Annotated in this window: 26 protein-coding genes; all 26 read left to right on the top strand. The window is 30.0% G+C overall.

Translation table 11 applies throughout. The annotated features are described in order from the left end of the window. Positions 1 to 86: 86 nt before the first annotated feature. The 26 genes from BUA21_RS02970 (at position 87) to BUA21_RS02845 (ending at position 21,240) form a co-directional block, all read left to right on the top strand. Positions 87 to 356, top strand: a complete 270-nt coding sequence (locus tag BUA21_RS02970; protein WP_072743183.1) for an IreB family regulatory phosphoprotein — start codon at positions 87 to 89, stop codon at positions 354 to 356. Between the two features lie 11 nt (positions 357 to 367). After that, positions 368 to 2,521, top strand: a complete 2,154-nt coding sequence (locus BUA21_RS02965; protein WP_072743182.1) for an alkaline phosphatase family protein — start codon at positions 368 to 370, stop codon at positions 2,519 to 2,521. 24 nt (positions 2,522 to 2,545) lie between these two features. Further along, positions 2,546 to 2,956, top strand: a complete 411-nt coding sequence (ruvX, locus tag BUA21_RS02960; protein ID WP_072743181.1) for a Holliday junction resolvase RuvX — start codon at positions 2,546 to 2,548, stop codon at positions 2,954 to 2,956. A gap of 16 nt (positions 2,957 to 2,972) precedes the next feature. Continuing rightward, positions 2,973 to 3,224 (top strand): DUF1292 domain-containing protein, encoded by a 252-nt coding sequence (locus tag BUA21_RS02955; RefSeq protein WP_084604115.1) that lies wholly within the window; start codon positions 2,973 to 2,975, stop codon positions 3,222 to 3,224. Positions 3,225 to 3,297: 73 nt separating this feature from the next. After that, the gene (locus BUA21_RS02950; protein WP_132995765.1) at positions 3,298 to 3,747 is read left to right on the top strand and encodes a Fur family transcriptional regulator; all 450 of its coding nucleotides are present in this window, start codon (positions 3,298 to 3,300) and stop codon (positions 3,745 to 3,747) included. Positions 3,748 to 3,853: 106 nt separating this feature from the next. Then, entirely contained in the window at positions 3,854 to 5,518 is a 1,665-nt protein-coding gene (locus tag BUA21_RS02945; RefSeq protein WP_072743180.1) for a ribonuclease J, read from the top strand. Positions 5,519 to 5,635: 117 nt separating this feature from the next. Continuing rightward, positions 5,636 to 5,941, top strand: a complete 306-nt coding sequence (locus tag BUA21_RS02940; protein WP_072743179.1) for a LysO family transporter — start codon at positions 5,636 to 5,638, stop codon at positions 5,939 to 5,941. After that, positions 5,931 to 6,524: a LysO family transporter gene (locus tag BUA21_RS02935; protein ID WP_072743178.1), complete on the top strand. Its 594-nt coding sequence runs from the start codon at positions 5,931 to 5,933 to the stop codon at positions 6,522 to 6,524. Before BUA21_RS02940 ends, BUA21_RS02935 begins: the two co-directional genes overlap by 11 nt. Positions 6,525 to 6,539: 15 nt before the next feature. Then, the gene (locus BUA21_RS02930; protein WP_072743177.1) at positions 6,540 to 6,881 is read left to right on the top strand and encodes a YlbF/YmcA family competence regulator; all 342 of its coding nucleotides are present in this window, start codon (positions 6,540 to 6,542) and stop codon (positions 6,879 to 6,881) included. A gap of 18 nt (positions 6,882 to 6,899) precedes the next feature. Beyond that, positions 6,900 to 7,382: a QueT transporter family protein gene (locus BUA21_RS02925; protein WP_072743176.1), complete on the top strand. Its 483-nt coding sequence runs from the start codon at positions 6,900 to 6,902 to the stop codon at positions 7,380 to 7,382. Between the two features lie 87 nt (positions 7,383 to 7,469). Beyond that, positions 7,470 to 8,504: an endolytic transglycosylase MltG gene (gene mltG, locus BUA21_RS02920; protein ID WP_072743175.1), complete on the top strand. Its 1,035-nt coding sequence runs from the start codon at positions 7,470 to 7,472 to the stop codon at positions 8,502 to 8,504. Positions 8,505 to 8,583: 79 nt separating this feature from the next. Continuing rightward, on the top strand, positions 8,584 to 9,237 hold the full coding sequence (locus BUA21_RS02915) for an O-methyltransferase (protein ID WP_072743174.1): 654 nt from the start codon (positions 8,584 to 8,586) through the stop codon (positions 9,235 to 9,237). Continuing rightward, complete coding sequence (locus BUA21_RS02910; protein ID WP_072743173.1) at positions 9,238 to 10,467, top strand: peptidase U32 family protein; 1,230 nt, start codon at positions 9,238 to 9,240, stop codon at positions 10,465 to 10,467. Between the two features lie 5 nt (positions 10,468 to 10,472). Further along, a complete protein-coding gene (gene udk / locus BUA21_RS02905; protein ID WP_072743172.1) occupies positions 10,473 to 11,093 on the top strand; it encodes a uridine kinase in 621 nt (206 codons plus the stop codon). Positions 11,094 to 11,156: 63 nt separating this feature from the next. Next, the gene (locus BUA21_RS02900; protein WP_072743171.1) at positions 11,157 to 12,809 is read left to right on the top strand and encodes a peptidoglycan D,D-transpeptidase FtsI family protein; all 1,653 of its coding nucleotides are present in this window, start codon (positions 11,157 to 11,159) and stop codon (positions 12,807 to 12,809) included. Between the two features lie 100 nt (positions 12,810 to 12,909). Continuing rightward, a complete protein-coding gene (locus tag BUA21_RS02895) occupies positions 12,910 to 13,155 on the top strand; it encodes a sigma factor (RefSeq protein WP_234973668.1) in 246 nt (81 codons plus the stop codon). Between the two features lie 142 nt (positions 13,156 to 13,297). Then, a complete protein-coding gene (locus BUA21_RS02890) occupies positions 13,298 to 14,089 on the top strand; it encodes a ParA family protein (RefSeq protein WP_072743170.1) in 792 nt (263 codons plus the stop codon). 1 nt (position 14,090) lies between these two features. Further along, positions 14,091 to 15,158: a ParB/RepB/Spo0J family partition protein gene (locus BUA21_RS02885; RefSeq protein ID WP_072743169.1), complete on the top strand. Its 1,068-nt coding sequence runs from the start codon at positions 14,091 to 14,093 to the stop codon at positions 15,156 to 15,158. Between the two features lie 62 nt (positions 15,159 to 15,220). After that, positions 15,221 to 16,012, top strand: coding sequence for a Fic family protein (locus BUA21_RS02880; RefSeq protein WP_072743168.1), 792 nt, complete (start codon positions 15,221 to 15,223; stop codon positions 16,010 to 16,012). Positions 16,013 to 16,248: 236 nt separating this feature from the next. Continuing rightward, positions 16,249 to 16,968, top strand: a complete 720-nt coding sequence (locus BUA21_RS02875; protein WP_072743167.1) for a hypothetical protein — start codon at positions 16,249 to 16,251, stop codon at positions 16,966 to 16,968. Positions 16,969 to 16,988: 20 nt separating this feature from the next. Continuing rightward, positions 16,989 to 17,948, top strand: a complete 960-nt coding sequence (locus tag BUA21_RS02870; RefSeq protein ID WP_072743166.1) for a DUF3991 domain-containing protein — start codon at positions 16,989 to 16,991, stop codon at positions 17,946 to 17,948. A gap of 14 nt (positions 17,949 to 17,962) precedes the next feature. Then, on the top strand, positions 17,963 to 18,199 hold the full coding sequence (locus BUA21_RS02865; RefSeq protein ID WP_072743165.1) for a hypothetical protein: 237 nt from the start codon (positions 17,963 to 17,965) through the stop codon (positions 18,197 to 18,199). Beyond that, complete coding sequence (locus BUA21_RS02860; protein WP_072743164.1) at positions 18,187 to 18,885, top strand: JAB domain-containing protein; 699 nt, start codon at positions 18,187 to 18,189, stop codon at positions 18,883 to 18,885. Before BUA21_RS02865 ends, BUA21_RS02860 begins: the two co-directional genes overlap by 13 nt. 193 nt (positions 18,886 to 19,078) lie before the next feature. Further along, a complete protein-coding gene (locus tag BUA21_RS02855; protein ID WP_072743163.1) occupies positions 19,079 to 19,411 on the top strand; it encodes a hypothetical protein in 333 nt (110 codons plus the stop codon). A 50-nt stretch (positions 19,412 to 19,461) separates the two neighbouring features. Then, positions 19,462 to 19,785, top strand: coding sequence for a plasmid mobilization protein (locus BUA21_RS02850; RefSeq protein ID WP_072743162.1), 324 nt, complete (start codon positions 19,462 to 19,464; stop codon positions 19,783 to 19,785). A 3-nt stretch (positions 19,786 to 19,788) separates the two neighbouring features. Further along, positions 19,789 to 21,240 carry a relaxase/mobilization nuclease domain-containing protein gene (locus BUA21_RS02845; protein WP_072743161.1) on the top strand — a complete coding sequence of 484 codons (1,452 nt, stop codon included), beginning with the start codon at positions 19,789 to 19,791 and terminating at the stop codon, positions 21,238 to 21,240. Positions 21,241 to 21,289 lie beyond the last annotated feature (49 nt).

The raw sequence follows: 21,289 nt of genomic DNA, 5'->3' as shown, positions 1-21,289 counted from the left end.
ATTAGCCATTTATTTGGCTAATATTTATTTTAAAAGGGTGTATATAATGAACAGTTTATGGTATATATATATAAGGGGGTGTTTTTATGAACAACAACTTTAATGAAACTATGAAATTTGAACCACCAAAAGAAAATGTAAATGAGGCTAGAGATATAATTTTAACTGTATATGAAGCCCTAGAAGAAAAAGGGTACAATCCTATCAATCAAATGATTGGATATATATTATCTGGAGATCCAACATATATAACTAGCTATAACAATGCCAGGAGTTTAATAAGAAAGCTTGAGAGAGATGAATTAATTGAAGAATTGTTAAAATACTATTTAAAAAATGAGAAGAATGAAAAGTAGGAGAGGTTCAATTGCATAAGTCAAAATATATAATTTGGTTTTTTATATTAATGATTGTTTTTTCTATTTTTACAAATGAATATAGTTTTGCTGAAGAGAATAAAGATAGTAAAAAAACTGTATATATAGTTGTTATGAATAAATATACACTAGAAGATATTGATAATATGCCCAAGCTTAAAAAAATTATTGATGAAGGTTCTATTGGACTTATGAATACTAAAGGATTATATGGATATAAAGGACCAGAAAGTTTTCTTACTATAAATTCTTCAAAAAAAGCTTACACTACCGACGAAGGGGCCAAAGTCTACAATTTAAATGAGAACAATGTAGAAGTCTATGAGAGAAGGATAGCTCCTATAGAAGGAAGTTATGAAGTAGGGAATACAAATTTAAATAAAATAATAGAATCCAATAAGGAAAACACCTATGTACCATATATAGGTGCTTTAGGAGATAGTTTACATGAGGATAAACTTAAAACCGCTATATTTGGAAATGCAGATACCATTGACAAAGTATATAGGCCAAGTAGTCTAATACCTATGGATTCAAGGGGATTGATTGACTTTGGAAATGTAGACAGTGTTCTGATTGCAGATAGTGAAGCACCTTATGGTTTTAGGACTGATTATGACAAATTGATTGAAGAGATAGGCAAAGTAAAAGATGAATCATCTCTTATAGTCATAGAAACTGGAGATTTAGATAGACTTAGCTTTTATAGTAGTGAATTAACAGATGAAATGTTTGAAAAGCATAGAACAGAAATACTTTATAGGATAGATGTATTTTTAGAAAACCTTATAGAGGGGATCGATAAAGATAATTCACTTCTTATCATATTAAGTCCTAATAGTGGAGAAGAAAGAATACAAAATTCAAAAATTTCACCTGCAATTATATGGGGAAACAATATACCTAAGGGGATACTTACTTCATCGACTACCAAAAGAGATGGTGTTATAACAAATATAGATATAGCTCCTACAATTGCAAATTTTCTAAATGCTTCTAGGGAAAAAATGTCAGGCAATACAGTTGATTACAAGCAAAATACTAAAAATCTTGAATTTATTTTAAATAGTAGTAAAAGAATAGATATCGTTTCAAGAAGCAGATTTTATCTGTTAAGTATATATAGTACAATATCTATAATTGGTATATTATTTGCTACAATAGTACTAGTTTTAAAGATTAAAATAAAGAACAATTTGTATAAAACATTAAAACTTTTTTTAATTACAATAGGGATTATGCCGGTAGGATTTTTGTTGGTTTCTTTTGGGAAATGGGATACTTATATCCAATTTATATTGACTCTTTTATTGATGATGGTTTCCCTTATATTTATTGCATGTAAGTTGAAGGGAAACAATAAAGCAATTTTAATTTCTGGACTTATTTATGTAATCATTATTGTGGATATGTTTAGCGGAAGCAATCTAGCTAGATATTCTGTGCTGGGTCACGACCCGACCATTGGGGCTAGATATTTTGGGTTGGGGAACGAGCTGGTTGGAGTATTTTTAGGTGCCACGACAGTTTTTTTAAGTATGATTTTGAATAAAGGTGGAAATAAGTTTATATCATATATTTTATTGCTTTTATCTGCCATTATAGTAGGGCATCCCAAACTTGGCGCTAATGTAGGGGGAACTATTTCAATAGTTTTTGCACTACTATATTTTATAATGGAAAGCTTAGATAGGGAAATGAGTTTGAAAAAAATATTGAGTATGGGCATTTTAACTATTTTATTTGTTATGGCCATGGCTTTTATAGATATTAAATTTAATCCTAATCCTACACATTTAGGCAAAACTATTATGATGATGAATAGTGATGGAAATAGCATTGCCAACAATATTGCATTGAGGAAAATAATTATGAATATAAAATTAGTTGGTTCTTCTATTTGGACAAAGTCGCTATATGTAAATATTTTTTGTCAAGTGTTGATAACTACAGTACTCGGAGATAAAATAAGGGATATTTTCAATAAAAACAAATATCTTTTTATAGGTTTCACAAGTGGCATAGTAGGAAGTATAGTAGGATTTTTAGTTAATGATTCTGGTATAATCTTAGCTGCATTAGCAATGAATTTAATAATGATTTTCTTTATATATACGATGATGGAATATTTGGTAAATGAATAGAATTTATTTAAATGGAGAATGATTATGGAGAGAATATTAGGGCTAGATGTTGGAGATAAGACTATAGGAGTTGCAGTGAGTGATCCCTTAGGTTTGATTGCTCAAGGCGTAACTACAATTAGAAGAACTAGTATCAAAAATGATATGGAAGAGTTAAAAAATATTGTGAATCAATACAATGTGAGCAAAGTAGTAGTTGGTTTGCCTAAAAATATGAACAATACTATTGGACCTCAAGGTCAAAAAGTTTTAAATTTTGTTGAAAAAATGGAAAAAGTTTTAAATATTGAGATAGTCTTAGAAGATGAGAGATTGACTACTGTGTCTGCTGAGCGTATGTTGATAGATGGAGATGTGCGTAGAGAAAAAAGGAAAAAAGTTATTGATAAAGTAGCTGCTACTTATATATTGCAGACTTTTTTAGATAGAAGATAAGAAGAGGGTGAATACGGTGGATGAAAAAATAGTCCTTATAGATGAGATGGGGAAGGAAAAGGAGTTTGAAATTTCTGCTACTTTTGGATTAGATGATTTTGACTATGCTGTATTGTTTCCTGCTGATGATTTGGAAGGGGAGGCTTTTATTTTGAGGATTGAGCGTGATGCAGATGGTCAAGTGTATCTTATAGGCATAGATGATGAAGAAGAATTAGATGATGTAATACTTGCTTATGAAACTATTGTTAAAGAAAATATGCAATAAAAGTAAACAGAATAGTTGACATTTAATTTATATATATGTATTCTATATATAGAATGATTGAGCAGGTGAAAAGATGGATATCAATGCTGATAGTATAAAAGAGATATTAAAAGAAGCAGGGTATAAACTTACTACGCAGAGAAGGGCTATATTAGATGTTATTATAGACAATAGGGGGAGCCATTTAAGTCCTGAGGAAATATATGATATTGTTAAGGACAAATATCCAGAGATAGGATTGGCAACGGTTTATAGAACATTACAACTTTTTGAACAATTGAACATAGTTTCAAAGATGAATTTTGATGATGGATGCAATAGGTATGAAATAAATACAAATACAACGGATCATCATCATCATCATTTAATATGCTTAGGTTGTGGCAAAGTGTACGAAGTCAAATTAGATTTGCTAGAAAATCTTGAACATGAGATTGAAAGGGAAGGGATGTTTAAAATAGTAGACCACAATGTAAAATTTTTTGGGTATTGTAAAGATTGTCAAAAAAATTGTCAAAAATAAATCCCCTTATGGGGGTTATTTTTTTGTAGCGATCAATAAATTAATATTTAGAATACTAATTATGATATTAATTGGGAAAATTAATGATTAAAGGAGTGATTATAGTTTGGCAAAGAGAAATAACAAATTAAAAATAATACCTCTTGGCGGATTGGGAGAGGTTGGAAAAAACATTACGGTTATAGAATACAATGATGACATTGTTGTGATAGATTGTGGTCTTATTTTTCCTGAAGATGAAATGTTGGGAATAGATATGGTCATACCGGATATAACTTATCTATTGAAAAACAGGGAAAAAGTAAGGGCTATAGTCCTAACTCATGGGCATGAGGATCATATTGGAGCGTTGCCATATGTTCTGAAAAAAATAAATGTCCCTATCTATGGAACTAAATTGACTTTGGGATTGGTGGAAAATAAATTCAAAGAACACAATATAACTAATGCAAAATTAAATATAATAAAACCAAATGACATTATAAATTTGGGATGTTTTAATATTGAATTTATAAAAACTGCACATAGTATACCTGATTCTGTTGCATTGGCAATACACACACCTATTGGCACTGTTGTTCATACTGGGGATTTTAAAATTGATTATACACCTATAAATAACAATATGATTGATTTGCATAAATTTGCTGAAATAGGTAGTAAAGGAGTTCTTGCTCTTTTAGCAGATAGTACAAATGTAGAAAGACCAGGATATACAATGTCAGAAAAAACTGTTGGAGCTACTTTTAATGATATTTTTTTGATGGCAGATCAAAGAATTATAGTTGCAACCTTTGCTTCAAATATTCATAGGATCCAGCAAATTGTAAACTCAGCTGTATTGTTTGGTAGAAAAGTTGTAGTTTCAGGAAGAAGTATGGTGAATGTCATAAACGTAGCATTAGAACTTGGATATTTAAATATACCCGATGGCACATTGATAGATATAAATGATATGAACAATTTCCCCTATAATGAAATAGTTGTCATAACCACTGGTAGCCAAGGTGAACCTATGTCAGCCTTATCAAGAATGGCATATTCTGAACATAGAAAATTGGAATTGGTTCCTGGAGATTTAGTTATAATATCAGCAACTCCTATACCTGGAAATGAGAAAACTGTTTCCAGAGTTATAAATCAATTGATGGAAAAAGGGGCAAATGTAATATATGAGTCTTTGGCTGATGTTCATGTATCAGGCCATGCTTGTCAAGAAGAATTAAAGCTCATTCATACTCTTGTAAATCCTAAATATTTTATACCTGTTCATGGAGAATACAGACATTTAAAGAGGCATGCTCAATTGGCAGAAGAATTGGGAATGGATAAAGAAAACATATTTATAGCTCAAAATGGATCTGTGATAGAATTCACCCCTGATTCTGCTCATTTTGGCCCAAGTGTCACTTCTGGGAACATATTGGTTGATGGATTGGGTATAGGGGATGTTGGAAATATAGTGCTTCGAGATAGAAAGCATCTTTCTGAAGATGGCTTGATTGTAGTTGTGGTGACTATCAGTAAACAAGATGGTACTGTTATAGCAGGACCAGATATTATTTCAAGAGGGTTTGTCTATGTGAGGGAATCTGAAGATCTCATGGAAGAATCTAGAGCCGTGGTGAAAGAAGTATTAGATGAATGTGTGAAAAATCACATAACTGATTGGGCTACATTAAAGTCCAATATAAGGGATGGTCTAAGAGGATTCATATATGAGAAAATAAAGAGAAATCCAATGATACTTCCTATCATCATGGAAGTGTAAAAAATATGTTTAATTGAGAAAGTCGTATAAAAATGCGGCTTTCTCTTTAGTATCTTATTTATTTATAGTATAATAATTAATAACCAAATAGATACTAAACTTTAAAGGAGGAACATTATGGGGGTAAGACTTATTTTATATTTAGCATTACTTATAATTGGAGGCATGATAGGATATAAGGATTTGATAAGTGAAAAATTTAATAGCAAACTTGGAATTATACAAAATATTTGTCTCTTGTTTCTTCTTTTTATCATGGGAATAAGAATAGGATTAGATGATAAAGTGATTTCTTCATTTTTTACTATTGGGGCTAAAGCGTTGTTGTTAGCTGTGTTTTCAATTGTCTTTAGCGTATTTTTTGTAAGATTGGTAAGAAAATTTATAATAGCTGATGAGGAGGAAAAGTCCCATGAGTCTTAAAATTATTTTATCTGTTGGACTAGGAATTGGCATAGGATATTTTTTATTGCCATCTTGGTTTTTTCAATATACAGATATTGTAATAGATATTGGACTATGTTTATTATTGTTTTTTGTTGGAATGGATATTGGAAAGCAAAAAAATGTGTTGTCTAATCTCAAAAAAATGGGATTTAAGATATTGCTAGTTCCATTGATGATCATTGTTGGTAGCATTGTTGGTAGTATAGTAGGAGGTTTTTTCTTAAAGATGCCTCTAAATGAAGCAGGAGCTGTTGGAGCAGGACTGGGATGGTATAGTTTGTCAGCCATGATACTTGCTAGTTATTCAAATGAATTAAGTGCTATAGCTTTTTTAACCAATGTATTTAGAGAAATAATAGCACTTATAATAGTTCCAACAGTTGCAAAGCATATTGGCTTTTTAGAAAGTATTGCTCCTTGTGGAGCAACAGCAATGGATACGTCTCTCCCAATTATATCCAAATCTACAAATTCTCAAACAGCAGTAGTGGCTTTTATTACGGGAGTGATTTTATCTACATTAGTTCCGATATTGGTTCCAATTATGTTAAATATTTAATTAGGAGGAGATAAAATGAATGCTTATGATGAAGCTCATAGATTGGCAAAATCTATAAAGGAATCTGATGAGTACAAGGAATATCTTGAAAAGCAAAAGAAAGCTTTTTTAAACGAAAAAAATAAGGAAATGATTGAAGATTTAAGACAAAGAGCTTTTGAAATTCAGATGGAACAATTGTCAGGAAATGAAGTATCTGAAGAAAAGGTAGAAAAAGTACAGAAATTGCAAGATGTACTTATGCTAAATCCAGATATCAAAGATTATTTTATGGCTGAGATGAGATTTTCTCAATTGATAGCAGATATTTATGATATAATCGAAGAAGCTGTAAATGTAGATATAGAAGAAAAGTAAAGCTTGTGGGGGTTTAAAATGAATACTAAATATTTAACTAAAGCTGGTCTAATTGCAGGCATATATGTTGTATTGGTTGCTATTCAAATTCCCCTTGGACAGTTAGCATTTGGACCTATCCAATTAAGGATAGCTGAAGGCTTGACTTTGTTGCCTCTAGTAGAAAGTGCTGCTGTACCAGGAGTTTTTGTAGGATGCTTTATTTCAAATTTGATATTAGCTTCTGTATCTGGCTTTGGACTTATAGATATTGTTGGTGGTAGTTTAGTGACTCTTTTAGCAGCTTATCTGACAAGCAAAATGCCAAATAAGATTTTTGGAATTTTTCCACCTGTTGTATTAAATGGATTCATAATATCTATATGGGTGTCTTACTTTACCAAGGTGCCTTATTGGTATACTGTACTGGGGATTGCTGGAGGAGAACTGGCTTCAGTGGCCATTTTTGGGAATATCATACTTATGGCATATAACAATATATTTAGACAAAAGAATAAATAATCATTGTTTTTGGGACATAGTTCTTGTAATGAAAAGCTAATGATTGTATAATAAAATAAGTAAAAACTAAAAAAAGGTGGAGATTTTGTGTCAGAAAGTGCAAATAAAAAAAAGGGGAAGAAAAATAAAATAATATTTTTATTCTTACTTTTGTTCATATTTATAGGAATGAGGGTTTATTATAAAAACAGTCTTGAATCAGTTTCATCTGAGAATCCTGTAGATATTGATATAGATATTCCTATGGGGAGCAGTACAGCAAGAATTGCGGGCATATTGAAAAGAGAAGGTCTAATTAAAGATAAAAATGTATTTAGATATGTAGTTAAAAATCTGGGCCTTGATGGGAAATTGAAGGCTGGAGAATATACATTAAACACAGGTATGGATGTAAGTCAAATCATAGAGAATCTTTCTATGGGAGGAGAAAATAAAAATATAGTTAAATTTACCATACCTGAAGGATTTGAGCTTAAGCAAATTGGAAGTAGACTTGCGGAAATGAATTTGGTAGATGAAAAAAAATTTATGGCTTTGACAAAGAATGCTAGAAAATATGGGGACAAGTATCCTTTTCTGAAAGCTGTACCAAAAGAACAAAGTTTAGAGGGCTATTTATTTCCAGCTACTTATACCGTAAAAATAGATTCCACAGAAGAAGAAATAATAGAAAAAATGTTGGATAAATTTGAAGAAGTTTATGAAGATGATATTAAAGACAATTTAACTAATAATGAATTGTCTTTAAACGAGATGGTGACTTTAGCTTCTATAGTTGAAAGAGAGGCCAAAGTTGATGAGGAAAGAGATATTATTTCTGCGGTGTTTTACAATAGAATAAAAAAAGGCATGCTTTTAGAATCCTGTGCTACAGTTCAATATGCATTGGGAGAGAGAAAAGAAAAATTGACTTATAATGATTTAAAAATAAATTCAATTTACAATACTTACACACATAAGGGTTTGCCACCTGGACCTATAGCTTCTCCAGGACTTAAGTCCCTTCAAGCAGCTATGCATCCAGCTGATGTAGATTATTTGTTTTTTGTATCTAATGGAGATGGAACTCATACATTTTCAACGAATTATAAAGATCATATCAATGCTCAAAAGAAAAAATAGTATTTTTGCATTGAATATGGAATAATACGTGGTAGAATTCCACGTATTATTTATGTAACAAATTAAAGGAGAGATTTAGTTGAACAATATAAACGAGGAGTATATTGAAGAATACATAAAGAGTATATTGCCTGACAAACCTGAATTTTTTATGGAATTGGAATGTTATGCCGATAAAAATCATGTTCCCATAATTCATCCTGAAGTGGCACAATTTTTAATATTGCTTTTAAAAATGAAAAAGCCTTTAAATATATTGGAAGTTGGGACTGCTATTGGATATTCGTCATTGATTATGGCTTATGGAACTCAAGGCAAAGCGAATATTACAACCATTGAAAAAAGACAAGATATGATTGATATAGCCATTAAAAACATAAATAATTCATCTTATAGTGACAAAATAGAAATTCTTGAAGGAGAGGCAGAGGAGATACTGCCAAATTTAATTGATAAATATGATTTTATATTTTTAGATGCATCAAAGGGTCATTATTTAGATTTTTTTGAAAATTGTTCTAAACTTTTAAATGATGAAGGATTGATAGTTTCTGACAATGTATTATATAAAGGAATGGTTGCCAGTGATGAATTGGTTGTTAGGAGAAAAAAAACAATAGTTAAGCGAATGCGACAATATTTAAAGCATATTTCTGATTTAGAAGGGTTTATAACAAGCGTTTTGCCTTTGGGAGATGGCGTAGCTATAACTTATAAGGAAGGAGGGATTTAGTTGAAAAAATTAGAATTATTAGCTCCTGCTGGAGATTTAGAAAAATTAAAGATGGCAATTATATATGGAGCAGATGCAGTTTATCTGGGTGGAGAAGAATTTGGATTAAGGAAAGCTTCTAAAAATTTCACTATTGAAGAAATTGGTGAGGGAGTTAATTTTGCTCATGAAAGAGGGAAAAAAGTATATGTGACTTTAAATATAATTCCACACAATGAAGATTTAGTTGGCTTAGATGAGTATGTCCTTGAATTAGAAAAACTTCATATAGATGGAGTGATTGTAGCCGATCCAGGAGTTTTTTCTATAGTCAGAAGAGTTTCTCCAAATATGCCAATACATTTGAGTACTCAAGCCAGTGCCACAAATTATGAAACCGTAAAGTTTTGGTATGATTTAGGAGTTAGAAGAATAGTTGTTGCAAGGGAATTATCTTTAGATGAAATCAAGGAAATTAAAGATAGATTGCCTGAAGATTTAGAAATAGAAGCTTTTGTTCATGGTTCTATGTGTATATCTTATTCAGGTAGATGTTTGCTTAGTAATTATATGGCAGGAAGGGATTCCAACAGAGGAGAATGTGCTCATCCTTGTAGATGGAAGTATACACTCATGGAGGAAAAAAGGCCAGGTGAATATTATCCAATATATGAAAACGAGAAAGGAACTTTTATATTTAATTCAAAAGATTTATGCATGATAGACCATATTCCCGAATTAGTAGAAGCAGGCATTTCTAGTTTTAAAATTGAAGGAAGAGTTAAAAGTCAATATTATGTAGCTACTGTAGTTAGATCCTATAGAATGGCTATAGATGAGTATTTTAGATTAGGGAATGAATATAAATATAAAGAAAAGTGGCTAGATGAAATTCAAAAAGCTAGTTATAGAGATTTCACTACAGGATTTTATTTTAACAAACCTACTGGTGAAGACCAAGTGTATACCAGCAGCTCTTACATTAGAGAATATGATTTTGTGGGACTTGTATTGGATTATGATGAAGAAACTAAAATAGCTACTATAGAGCAGAGAAATAGAATGTTCTTAGGTGATGAAATAGAAATTTTTGGACCCAATAAGGATTTTTTCACACAAAAGATAGAAAATATGTGGGATGAAGAAGGAAATAGCATAGATGTGGCTCCCCATCCACAGCAGATTGTAAAGATGAAGATGGATAGACCAGTTCAAGAATGGGATATCATAAGAATACCAAGAAGGGATTGATATAGTTGAAAAAACCTATAATTATAGGAATTACTGGAGGGACAGGCTCTGGAAAGAGTACTGTTTCAAAAGAAATCTATAAATCCATTGAAGATAAGAATGTGGTAATCATTGAGCAAGATTCTTATTACAAAGATCAAAGCCATTTAACTTTTGATGAGAGAAAAAAGACAAATTATGATCATCCATTTGCTTTTGACAATGACTTGCTTATAGAGCATTTGAATATGCTCATGGAAGGAAAAGCTATAGAAAAACCTATTTATGATTTTGAAATACATAATAGAAAAAAAGAGACTGTGACTGTATGTCCTAAAGATATTATTATTTTAGAAGGAATACTAATATTGTACGATGAAAGAATTAGAAATTTATTGGACATAAAAATATTTGTAGATACAGATTCAGATGTAAGAGTTATAAGGCGTATCACTAGGGATTTACAAGAAAGAGGACGAAATTTAAATTCGGTTATTGATCAGTACATGAGTACAGTGAGACCCGCACATATGCAATTTATAGAGCCAACTAAGAAATATGCAGATATTATAATTCCGGAAGGAGGATATAACAAAGTAGCTATAGATATAATGGTTACGAAAATAAAATCTATAATAAATGAATAAAACTATAATACCTCTATTATAAATTGGAAATACTATCTATACCAATATAATGGAGGTTTTTTTATGAGGAGTCAGAGAAATGATCCAATTAAAAATAAAATATTGAGATTGGCAATGTTGTCATTTTTTATATTTGTAATCTTGACATTTAGGCTGTTGTGGATTCAAACTGCAAAATCTAATGAATATAGGTTAGCAGCTATAAGACAAAGAGCAAAGGAAGTGAAAGTATATCCTTCTAGAGGAATTATATATGATAGAAATTTTATTCCTTTGACTAACAGAAATAGAGTTTCAACCATGTTTGTTATAAAAGATCAAGTTATAGATAATGAAGAAAGCATGGAATTCATAATGAAATATACATATGCAGATAAAAAAAGCATTACTGACAATAATTCTTGGAAGATTTTAGAATTTCCACTTAAAAGACCCTTGAGCAATAAAAATTTACCTAAAGGAATTTTTGTTGCTGAAAAGACTTTAAGATATAGTGAAATGAATATATTATCCCATGTCATAGGTTATATAAAGCGAAGTGACAATAGCGGAGAAAGTGGTATTGAAAAAGTATTTGACGATGTACTTAAAAACAATGAGGTTGGCTCTATATATTTTGAAGTAGATAATAAGAAAAAAAGAGTCATACCTGGTGGTGGATTTGTAGTAGTAGAAAACGAAGAATTGAGAAAACCTAATAGCGTTCAATTAACTACTGATTATCATATACAAAAAATAGTAGAAGAAGCTATGGATGAGAAAAATATCAATGGGGCTATTGTAGTAGCTGAAGTAGATACTGGAGATATAGTGGCAATTGCAAGTAGACCTAATTTTGATCAAGATGATGTAGATGCCTATTTAAAAAAAGATAATATGGAATTTTATAATAAAGCTATTCAAGTTTCTTATCCTCCTGGGTCATTGTTTAAGATTGTGGTACTCCTCGCTGCTCTGGAGGAAGATCCCAACATAGTAAATGAATATTTTTATTGCAATGGCTTTGAGAAATTAAATGATTTAATTATAAAATGTAACAAAGAGGATGGACATGGCTACATTTCGGCAGAAGATGCTTTTGCTAAATCTTGTAATTCAACATTTATTCAAATGGGCAAGAGAGTGGGGAGTAAGAAAATAATTGATATGGCTAAAAAGATGGGCTATGGTAAAAAACTAAACATAGGGCTCCTTGAAGAAGTCGAAGGAAATTTGCCAGAAGGAAAAGAACTCATTGGTCCATCTGTGGGAAATATATCTATTGGACAGGGAAAAATTGAAGTTACGCCTCTTCAAGTGACAAATATGATGATGATACTTGCAAATAATGGAATTGAAAAAGACCTGTCAATAGTTAAGGGAATAGTCACTGAAGATGGATATATGGTGAAAGAATTTAAGAAAAATGAAGAAAAAAGAATCATATCTGAAGAAAATAGTGAAATAGTAAATAAATTTATGGCAGAAGTAGTGCTGAAGGGAACGGCTAAAAAACTAGATTTAGAAGATATAGGAGGTGCTTGTGGCAAAACTGGTTCAGCTCAAGCTATCTTAAATGGGCAAAATACAATTCATGGTTGGTTTTCTGGATATTATCCAAGAGAAAATCCTAAATATGTAATTACAGTTTTTGTGGAAGAAGGATTTTCTGGGTCTAAATCAGCTGTTCCTATATTTGGAAAGATTGCAAGGGAAATATGGATAAAAAATAGATAGGACTGGCACTTCTATTGGGCTATCTTCATATAATTTAGTAAGGGAAATATGGAGGTGCCTTTTCATGAGCATGACTTTTTGGTTTTTTTTGGGGGGGTTATTGAACCCTTTTTTAATCTTTTCAGGATATATTTCCAGTACAAATTCTTTTCCAAATCCATTGACCAAGGAAGAAGAAGAACATTATTTAGATTTATATGAGCAAGGAGATGAGGAAGCAAGAAATATTTTAATAGAGAGAAATTTAAGACTTGTAGCTCATATCGTAAAGAAGTATACAAATACTGGAAAGGATTTAGATGATCTCATATCTATTGGAACCATTGGACTCGCTAAGGTATCATAAACACAACAATAAAATAAGATGTAACCATTCACTTTATTCAGTGAGTAGTAGTATCTATTATTTGAAGGACAAGCATATAAAAAATGTTTGTCTTTTTTTATAAAAATAGCTCAGGATAAAATATTAAGGGAGGAGAATTAGTATGAAAAATAAAGTAACTGCAATTGTAAACCAAAAAGGTGGAATTGGCAAAACTACAACAGCATTAAACTTAGGATATGCTTTGTCAGAAGAAGGCAAGAAGGTGTTACTTATAGACTTTGATCCACAGGCAAGCTTAACAGCTAGTGTAGGTATAAATGCAGATAATAAAACTAATATATACACGTTAATGGCTAATTCAATAGAAGAAAAAGAAACGGGAGAGAACTATATTGTTAATATTAAAAACAACCTAGATATAATTCCATCTACTTTAGATTTAGCAGGAATAGAAATGACATTAGTAAATGTAATGAGCAGAGAAACAATACTAAAATCTATAATAGATGAAATAAAAAAAGATTATGATTATGTATTAATAGATTGTTCACCATCTTTAGGTACTCTTACAATAAATGCTTTAGCAGCATGTGATAGTGTAATCATTCCAGTAACCCCTGAGTACCTTTCAGCTAAAGGATTAGGATTATTAGTGAAGAATATAAATCTAATAAAGAAAAGAATAAATCCTAACATAGTAATAGATGGAATTCTAATTACAATGTTAAATAAAAGAACTAATCTATCAAAAGAAATGGTTAAGGCGATAAATGAGAGTACCAGATATATTAAAAATCAATATGATCTAGATATTAAAGTATTTGAAAATAAGATACCTATATCAGTTAAAGCTGGTGAAGCAATGTTATATAAACAATCAGTTATTCAGTATGATCCTAAAAATCAAGTAGCAGGAGCGTATAAGGAGTTTGCCAGAGAGTGGGTGATATAATATGACAAAAAAACCTAGTGTAGTTAACTTAAATGATTTATTTGGGATCGAGGAAAATCTAAAAACAGATGATGTTGATAATAAAGGCATAACACAATTAAAAATTATTGATTTAATGCCTTTTAAAAATCATCCCTTTAAACTTTATGAGGGTAATAGACTAGATGATATGGTTGAAAGTATAAAAGAACATGGGATAATAATACCGCTAATAGTTAGACCATTAAAAGATGGAAAATATGAAATACTTTCAGGTCATAATAGAGCAAATGCTGGAAGGATAGCAGGGCTAGAAAAAGTACCAGTAGTCATAAAAGAGGATCTAACTGATGAAGAAGCAATGTTAATAGTAACAGAAACTAATTTAATTCAGAGGTCATTTTGGGAATTAAGCCATTCAGAGAAAGCAAGAATATTAACAGAAAGACATAATGCAATGAAGGAACAGGATAAAAGAGCTGATTTGGAGAAAGGATTTTCTGAAGAAAAACAAAGAAAAATAGATTTAATAAATGAAATTGAAATGATGTCAAACATTGATGGTTATGAGGAAAACTCCAATTCAGGCACAATGTGCCCACAAGGTGAAACTAGGGATAAAATTGCAGGGGCTTATGATTTATCTCCAAGAAATGTATCTAATTATTTAAGAATTGACATGTTAATAGATGAATTAAAAATAAGACTAGATAATAATGAAATACCTTTTAGAGCAGGTGTAGCTTTATCTTTCCTAAAAGAAGAAGAACAAAAGCAAGTAGAACAAATACTAAAAGAAGGTTACAAGATGGACTTAAAGAAAGCAGATACCTTAAAAACCTTCTCCAAGGGTAGAAACTTTGCTTATGAAAAAGCTTATGAGGTATTGTCAGGGAAATATTTTGATAAACCAAAGAAAGCTAAAAGCATTAAATTTACAAACAAGTTTAAAAAAAGTATAAATAAATATTTCAAAGAAAGCCAAAACCAAAGTGAAATAGAAGAAACCATAGAAAAAGCTCTTGAAATGTACTTTTCACAATATAGGGGATTAAATGATAAAATTAATCAAGAAGAAATAGAAATATAATTATATCAATTTTAATGATATAATATATATACTTAAGTATCATAAGAAAATGAGGTGATACAATGTTTGAAAAAATTGATGAATTACTTAAAAAGCTTAATGAATATCGACCTCTTACAGAGGGAGAAATAAAACGACTTAGGGATGAGTTTTTAGTAGATTTTACTTATAACTCAAATGCAATAGAAGGCAATACTCTTACATTGCAAGAAACAGCACTTGTTTTACAGGAAGGAATTACTATAGATAAAAAACCATTGAAAGAACATTTAGAAGTAATAGGTCATAAAGAAGCATTTTTTTATATAGAAGAATTAGTAAAAGAAAAAGTACTTTTATCAGAAAATGTTATAAAAGACATTCATAGTATAGTTCTAATGGATAGACCTCAAGATAGAGGAAGATATAGACGTATACCAGTTACTATTTTAGGAACAGTACATGAACCTCCACAACCTTACTTAGTTCCAGTATTAATGGAACAATTAATTAATGAGTACAATGAGGAAATGAAAGGAAAACATATTATAGAAAGAATAGCGTTATTGCATTTGAAGTTTGAATCAATACATCCTTTTATAGATGGGAATGGTAGAACAGGAAGGCTTATTCTAAATTTTGAACTCATGAAAGAAGGATATCCACCTATTAATATTAAATTCAAAGATAGAAGAAGATACTATGATTGTTTTAAAGACTATCATTTAAATAATGGGGATTCTTATATGTTAACTGAAATGATTAAAGAATATGTACAAGAAGAATTAGAAAGATATATTTCTATTTTAAGGATAGCAGACAATTATGAAAATAAAAAATTAGATCAAGATAATGAAAATGAATTAGAACGGTGATCTTGTCAAAATAATATAATTTAATAATCAATGTTTATAATTTTAAAAAGCAATGCCAAATAAATGTTTGTTTTATTTGACATTGCTTTTATTTAACAACACACCCCAATAGAGTAGGTAAATAAATATATTTGCCTGCTCTATTTTTATTTTGGGAATGTAACTGTAACTAGGGAATATACTTTAGTTAAAGTTATATATCCTTTATTTCAAAATATGAAAGGAGATAATTTATCATGTCTATAAAATTAATAGATGAAAATACTAATAGAACTTTAATCAATATTTTTAAAAAGCTTGAAAACATAGATTTTGAAATTAGTAATTTAAATACTGAAATATACAAGCATGTTTCTTTATTTGAAGATCCAGAGGATTCAAAAGAGCCAATAGTAAAAGATTCTTTAAAAAAGAAAGAGATATATATTAAAGAATATAACTCTTTAATATATGAAGCTAAAAATTTAGTAAATACTGAACCTAAAGTTATTTCTTTAAAATGTGACTATTTTATTAATAATTTTTCTAACACTCAAGATAGCCTAGATTATATAAATGGAAAGTTAAAGGATGAAACAATTTTAGACGGAACAAAAGAACTATTTACATCATTAGCTTATAATTGTACTGTTGAAAGCTATTCACCATTCAACGTTCATTATGTTGCATACAAAATTCCCGAAATATTTGGGCAAGAAGTTACTGTAAACTATGATCAAGTTTTAGATTTAGAAGAATCAATAGATTATAAAGAAGTTTCAAATGAATTAGCTAAAAAAATCATAGAAACTGGAGAAGCACTAGGAAAGTTTTATACATTTGAAAAGGGAATATATGTTGGAATAGATAATTCAGCTGGACATGTGTGGGTAGAAGATTTTAAAACAGAAGAAGAATGCTTAAGCTGGTTACATGATGACCAAGAATTAGAAGATGAAAATGAATTGGAAATTTAAAAATAATAGGAGGTTGAAATATGGTATACACAAAATGCCGTTTTACAGAAGAGCAAATAGAAAAAGCAAATAATACAAATATTATGGATTATGTTATAAATCAAGGATTAGATTTTAAAAAAGTAGGTATGAATTCATACCATATTAAAGGTTATGGCGGTTTATATGTAAATCCAAGCGAAAATAAATGGAATTGCTTTTCACAAGGCAAAGGTGGAGGACCTATTCAATTTATAATGTTCATGGAAGATAAAACTTGGGTAGAAGCAGTTAAACAGTTGCTAGACATATCTCCAGAAAGTGTTCATAAGTCAATTTTTAAAGATAATCAGATGGAAGAAGATAAAGGAAAATTTATTCTACCTCAAAAGAATGACACATATAAGCACATATTTGCATATTTAATTCAAACAAGGAAAATAGATAAGGATATAGTATATGAATTGATTAAAGAAAAGAAGCTATATGAGGACAAAAATAGAAATTGTGTTTTTGTAGGATATGACAATGAAGGGAATCCTAAATATGCAAATAAACGCAGTACGAATACATCCATAGCTTACAAAGGAGAGGTTTTAAATTCTAACAAAGCCTTTCCTTTTTTATTTGGCAAAGGAGACAATGAGGTATTTGTATTTGAAAGTCCAATAGATGCAATGAGTCATGCAACAATATATAAAAAGAAAGGGATAGATTGGCATAAACAATATAGGTTATCTTTGGGAGGACTATCAGAAAAAGGATTAGACAATTTTTTAAAGCAAAACAATGATGTAAATAGTATTGTACTTTGTCTGGATAATGATGAAGCAGGTTGCAATGCAAAAGAAAAATTTCTAAATAAATATAAAGGAAAATATAATGTTGGAGTTTATAAAATTGTAAATAAAGATATTAATCAAGAGTTAAAGTCTATGCTAGATAACATTTCATATTCTGAATCAATAGAAGATGGCTTGGAAGAAGAGTTAGAAATATAAAGGGAGGAAAATTGATGGATTATAATACTAATGAACACAAGGAATTAACATGTTTATTAATTAAGCTCATAGAACCAGATGATAATTTGAAGGAAGATATAGAAAGAAGAATAGAAGAAATAGGGATTGAAGCTTTTTTAAATAGCAATGATTTTGACCATTTTCCAAAGACTGTGAAAGATAAAATATATGCCTTAAAAAATATAGTTGAATATATTTCAAAAAGTGGTGCTGCATTATGGCTAAAATAATAGATTATAAAGAGGATTTTCTAAAAGAGTTAGGATTGATAACAGGAATAGATGAATCCAAAATTAAAGAATATGCAAAATATAATAACCCTTTAAATATATTAGAGAGACCTATGGTCATAGAACTTAATGAAGAACAATTAGAAAAAGTAATAGCCTTAAACAAGTTTGTAGGCAACTACAATCTTGTTAAGAAGTTTGGAGTTGATGAAGCCATTTCTATAACAAGTTCAACAACAGCGGGAGAATATTTCATTAACCTTCTAGGAAGTAAAAAAGACAAAGAGGTTTTTATGGCAACTTTTTTAGATGTAAAAAATCAAATTATAGAGAGCAAGATATTAACAGAAGGAACTATAGATCAATCACCAATATATCCAAGAGAAATTTTAAAACAAGCACTAGGGTGCGATTGCAGCGCAATTATATTTGCTCACAATCATCCATCAGGAGTGACGAAGGCTTCTAGAGAAGATAATAGGATAACTCAAAAATTAGTTAATATATTTAAGCCTTTAGGTATTAAAGTTTTAGATCATATAATAGTCGGAAACAGAAACTATTATTCAATGGCTGAACACGGAACCATACCAGAGATAACAGGGATAGCCAATTATGATGAGATAAGACTAGATAGTATAGGTAAGGAGAATAAGTATGAGGAAGAGTTTGAATTGGAAATATGATTTCAATAATGATGGTATTTTAATTTTCTTTTCAATACCCAGCGGTACTTCCTCCTAAAAGGAGGAGGGCAGGATTCCTATTTGTCGGACTTCATCCTCCAAATAGATTAGAAATGGGGCTTTTATGGCCCCATTTCATTGTTAATACTCGGGAAGTATCCCGAGACCCTCTAAAAGAAAGGAGGTTATAAATATGTATGATAGAAAAGAATTGAATATAATTAAAACTTTAATCAAGAAGGAAATAAAAGAGCAGTACTTTAATCTAGGAATGGCAAAAACAGAATTATCGTTTTCTATAAATAATATTGAAGAAAATGGAGAAGGTCATAAACCATTTAAAAACAATATAACAACAGGAGAGTTTAAAAAAATGGCAGAGGATAAAGTTACGAAAATCAAGAATGAACTTAAGGAGCTTAGTTCATTATGTTTTAAAACCAATGAAATGCTAGGAAAAATAAATGATAGTGAAAAAACATTACAAACAGACACTAATAAGGAAGAATGGGATATGGAAATCTAGGTTAGGGATTATTCCTTACCCTTTTCCTCAATTATAAGAAGGTGAGCATTATGGAGAACAGAACTGAGAAGATAACTTTTAGAGTAACTCCAAGTGAATTAAAAATCATAGAAAATAAAGCAAAAGAATCTAATATAAAAGTAAGTGAGTATGTAAGGCAATCTTCTTTGGGTAAAGATATTATAGTAATAAGAGATCTTGAAGAACTAGTCAAAGAGGTAAATGCAATAGGACGAAATTTGAATCAACTAGCTATCTTATGTCATCAAGGTAAAATAACTTGTCTGAAATTAGATTATGTAGAAAATAAGCTTGATAAGGTATGGCAGTCGTTAAATCTATTAGTAATAAAGACAAAAAGGAAAAGGAACTAAACTATGGCATTAATTAAATTCATAAATGGAAAGAATAGAAAAATGGCAGGATTGGCAAGGGCTATAGACTATGTTGTAGATGAAAATAAAACAGAAAAATTCTTCTTTGAAGGTATAGATGAAAAAGATATTCCTAAAAATCAAACAGACAATGAAATGCTGTTTGTTGAAAAATTACTAGGAGATGAATCAAACAAAGGAGATAGAGCTATTAAATATATTACAAAAAATAGTAAAACTAATTCTAACTTAATATCAGGTGTGAATTGCAGACCATCATCTGCTTTTGATGAAATGATGGTAGTAAAAAATATGTATAATAAAACTGATGGAAGACAATTCATACATTTTGTTCAATCTTTTCACCCGAAAGAAAATATAACACCAGAACTAGCTCACAAGATTGGATTAGAATTACTAGAAGATGAAAGATTTAAAGATTTTCAAATAGTGGTAGCCACTCACATAGACAAGGAACATATTCATAATCATTTCATAATAAATACAGTAAATATAGAAACAGGAAGAAAATGGCAACAAAGCAATATAGAACTAGAACAATTAAAAGGATATTCAAATAAACTTTGTTATGAACATGGGTTAAAATATAGTTTTGTAGACACTGGGTCTGATAAATTTATAAATAGAGAAAGTTATTCTTCAGGTGAATACAGGGCGAAAAAGGAAGGTAGGTCATGGAAACATGAACTTTGGCTAACCATAAATGAATGTATGAAGATTTCTACTAGCAAAGAGGAATTTATAAAAATAATGAATGCTTTAGGATATCAAATTAGATGGGAAGATAGCCGGAAAGATATTACTTTTACACTGCAGAATGGCAGAAAGTGCAACAATGATAAATTGTATCCACCTGAAAAATATACAAAAGAAGCATTTATTAGACGTTTTGAGCTAAATAGACAGTATGAAGCTAATGTAGAAAATAGAGATTTGCAAAAAATAATTTCAGATATTTCAAGAAACATAAAAGATGATTCTAATAAAGAAAAATCATGGAAAACAGAAGCTTTTTATATAATAAATGAGTGTAAAAATATTTCTACATCCAAGGAAGAATTTATAAAAAACTTAAATGCTTTAGGTTATCAAGTTAGATGGGAAGATAATGAAGAAGATGTAGAATTTATACTTCCTGATGGACGAGAATGTAATAGCGATAAGTTTTATCCACCTAGAATTTTTTCAAAAGAATCTTTAACTAAAAGTTTTAAGCTAAATAGAGAATTTCGACAAAAAAGCAAAGAATTCAAGACAGAAAGAAAAGCTAGAAATTTACAAAATCTAATTCTAGAAACTATGAAAATGCTATCAGATAATCCAAATGAAGGAGACAAAAATTATCCTTTAACTTACCTTGAAGGACAAGCACTAAAAGAAAAAATGATAGAAAAAGCAAAAGGTGAAGGATTAGATTGGGAAAAAGAGAGATAGTTAAACGATTTCCTTTGTCCGACAAAATATAGTATAATGGAGGTGAATA

Source organism: Sporanaerobacter acetigenes DSM 13106 (genome assembly GCF_900130025.1).
Classification (GTDB): domain Bacteria; phylum Bacillota; class Clostridia; order Tissierellales; family Sporanaerobacteraceae; genus Sporanaerobacter; species Sporanaerobacter acetigenes.
Note: the sequence above shows the minus strand (reverse complement) of the source record. Positions and strands in the feature narration are given on the sequence as shown.

Bases quoted from the DNA above. Each gene is read 5' to 3' on its own strand.
- BUA21_RS02875 (WP_072743167.1), top strand. From the start codon at position 16,249: ATGTCTATAAAATTAATAGATGAAAATACTAATAGAACTTTAATCAAT.
- BUA21_RS02870 (WP_072743166.1), top strand. From the start codon at position 16,989: ATGGTATACACAAAATGCCGTTTTACAGAAGAGCAAATAGAAAAAGCA.
- BUA21_RS02880 (WP_072743168.1), top strand. From the start codon at position 15,221: ATGTTTGAAAAAATTGATGAATTACTTAAAAAGCTTAATGAATATCGA.
- BUA21_RS02970 (WP_072743183.1), top strand. From the start codon at position 87: ATGAACAACAACTTTAATGAAACTATGAAATTTGAACCACCAAAAGAA.
- BUA21_RS02940 (WP_072743179.1), top strand. From the start codon at position 5,636: ATGGGGGTAAGACTTATTTTATATTTAGCATTACTTATAATTGGAGGC.
- BUA21_RS02860 (WP_072743164.1), top strand. From the start codon at position 18,187: ATGGCTAAAATAATAGATTATAAAGAGGATTTTCTAAAAGAGTTAGGA.
- BUA21_RS02845 (WP_072743161.1), top strand. From the start codon at position 19,789: ATGGCATTAATTAAATTCATAAATGGAAAGAATAGAAAAATGGCAGGA.
- BUA21_RS02865 (WP_072743165.1), top strand. From the start codon at position 17,963: ATGGATTATAATACTAATGAACACAAGGAATTAACATGTTTATTAATT.
- BUA21_RS02935 (WP_072743178.1), top strand. From the start codon at position 5,931: ATGAGTCTTAAAATTATTTTATCTGTTGGACTAGGAATTGGCATAGGA.
- BUA21_RS02950 (WP_132995765.1), top strand. From the start codon at position 3,298: ATGGATATCAATGCTGATAGTATAAAAGAGATATTAAAAGAAGCAGGG.
- BUA21_RS02890 (WP_072743170.1), top strand. From the start codon at position 13,298: ATGAAAAATAAAGTAACTGCAATTGTAAACCAAAAAGGTGGAATTGGC.
- BUA21_RS02850 (WP_072743162.1), top strand. From the start codon at position 19,462: ATGGAGAACAGAACTGAGAAGATAACTTTTAGAGTAACTCCAAGTGAA.
- BUA21_RS02900 (WP_072743171.1), top strand. From the start codon at position 11,157: ATGAGGAGTCAGAGAAATGATCCAATTAAAAATAAAATATTGAGATTG.
- BUA21_RS02855 (WP_072743163.1), top strand. From the start codon at position 19,079: ATGTATGATAGAAAAGAATTGAATATAATTAAAACTTTAATCAAGAAG.
- ruvX (WP_072743181.1), top strand. From the start codon at position 2,546: ATGGAGAGAATATTAGGGCTAGATGTTGGAGATAAGACTATAGGAGTT.
- BUA21_RS02885 (WP_072743169.1), top strand. From the start codon at position 14,091: ATGACAAAAAAACCTAGTGTAGTTAACTTAAATGATTTATTTGGGATC.
- BUA21_RS02925 (WP_072743176.1), top strand. From the start codon at position 6,900: ATGAATACTAAATATTTAACTAAAGCTGGTCTAATTGCAGGCATATAT.
- BUA21_RS02930 (WP_072743177.1), top strand. From the start codon at position 6,540: ATGAATGCTTATGATGAAGCTCATAGATTGGCAAAATCTATAAAGGAA.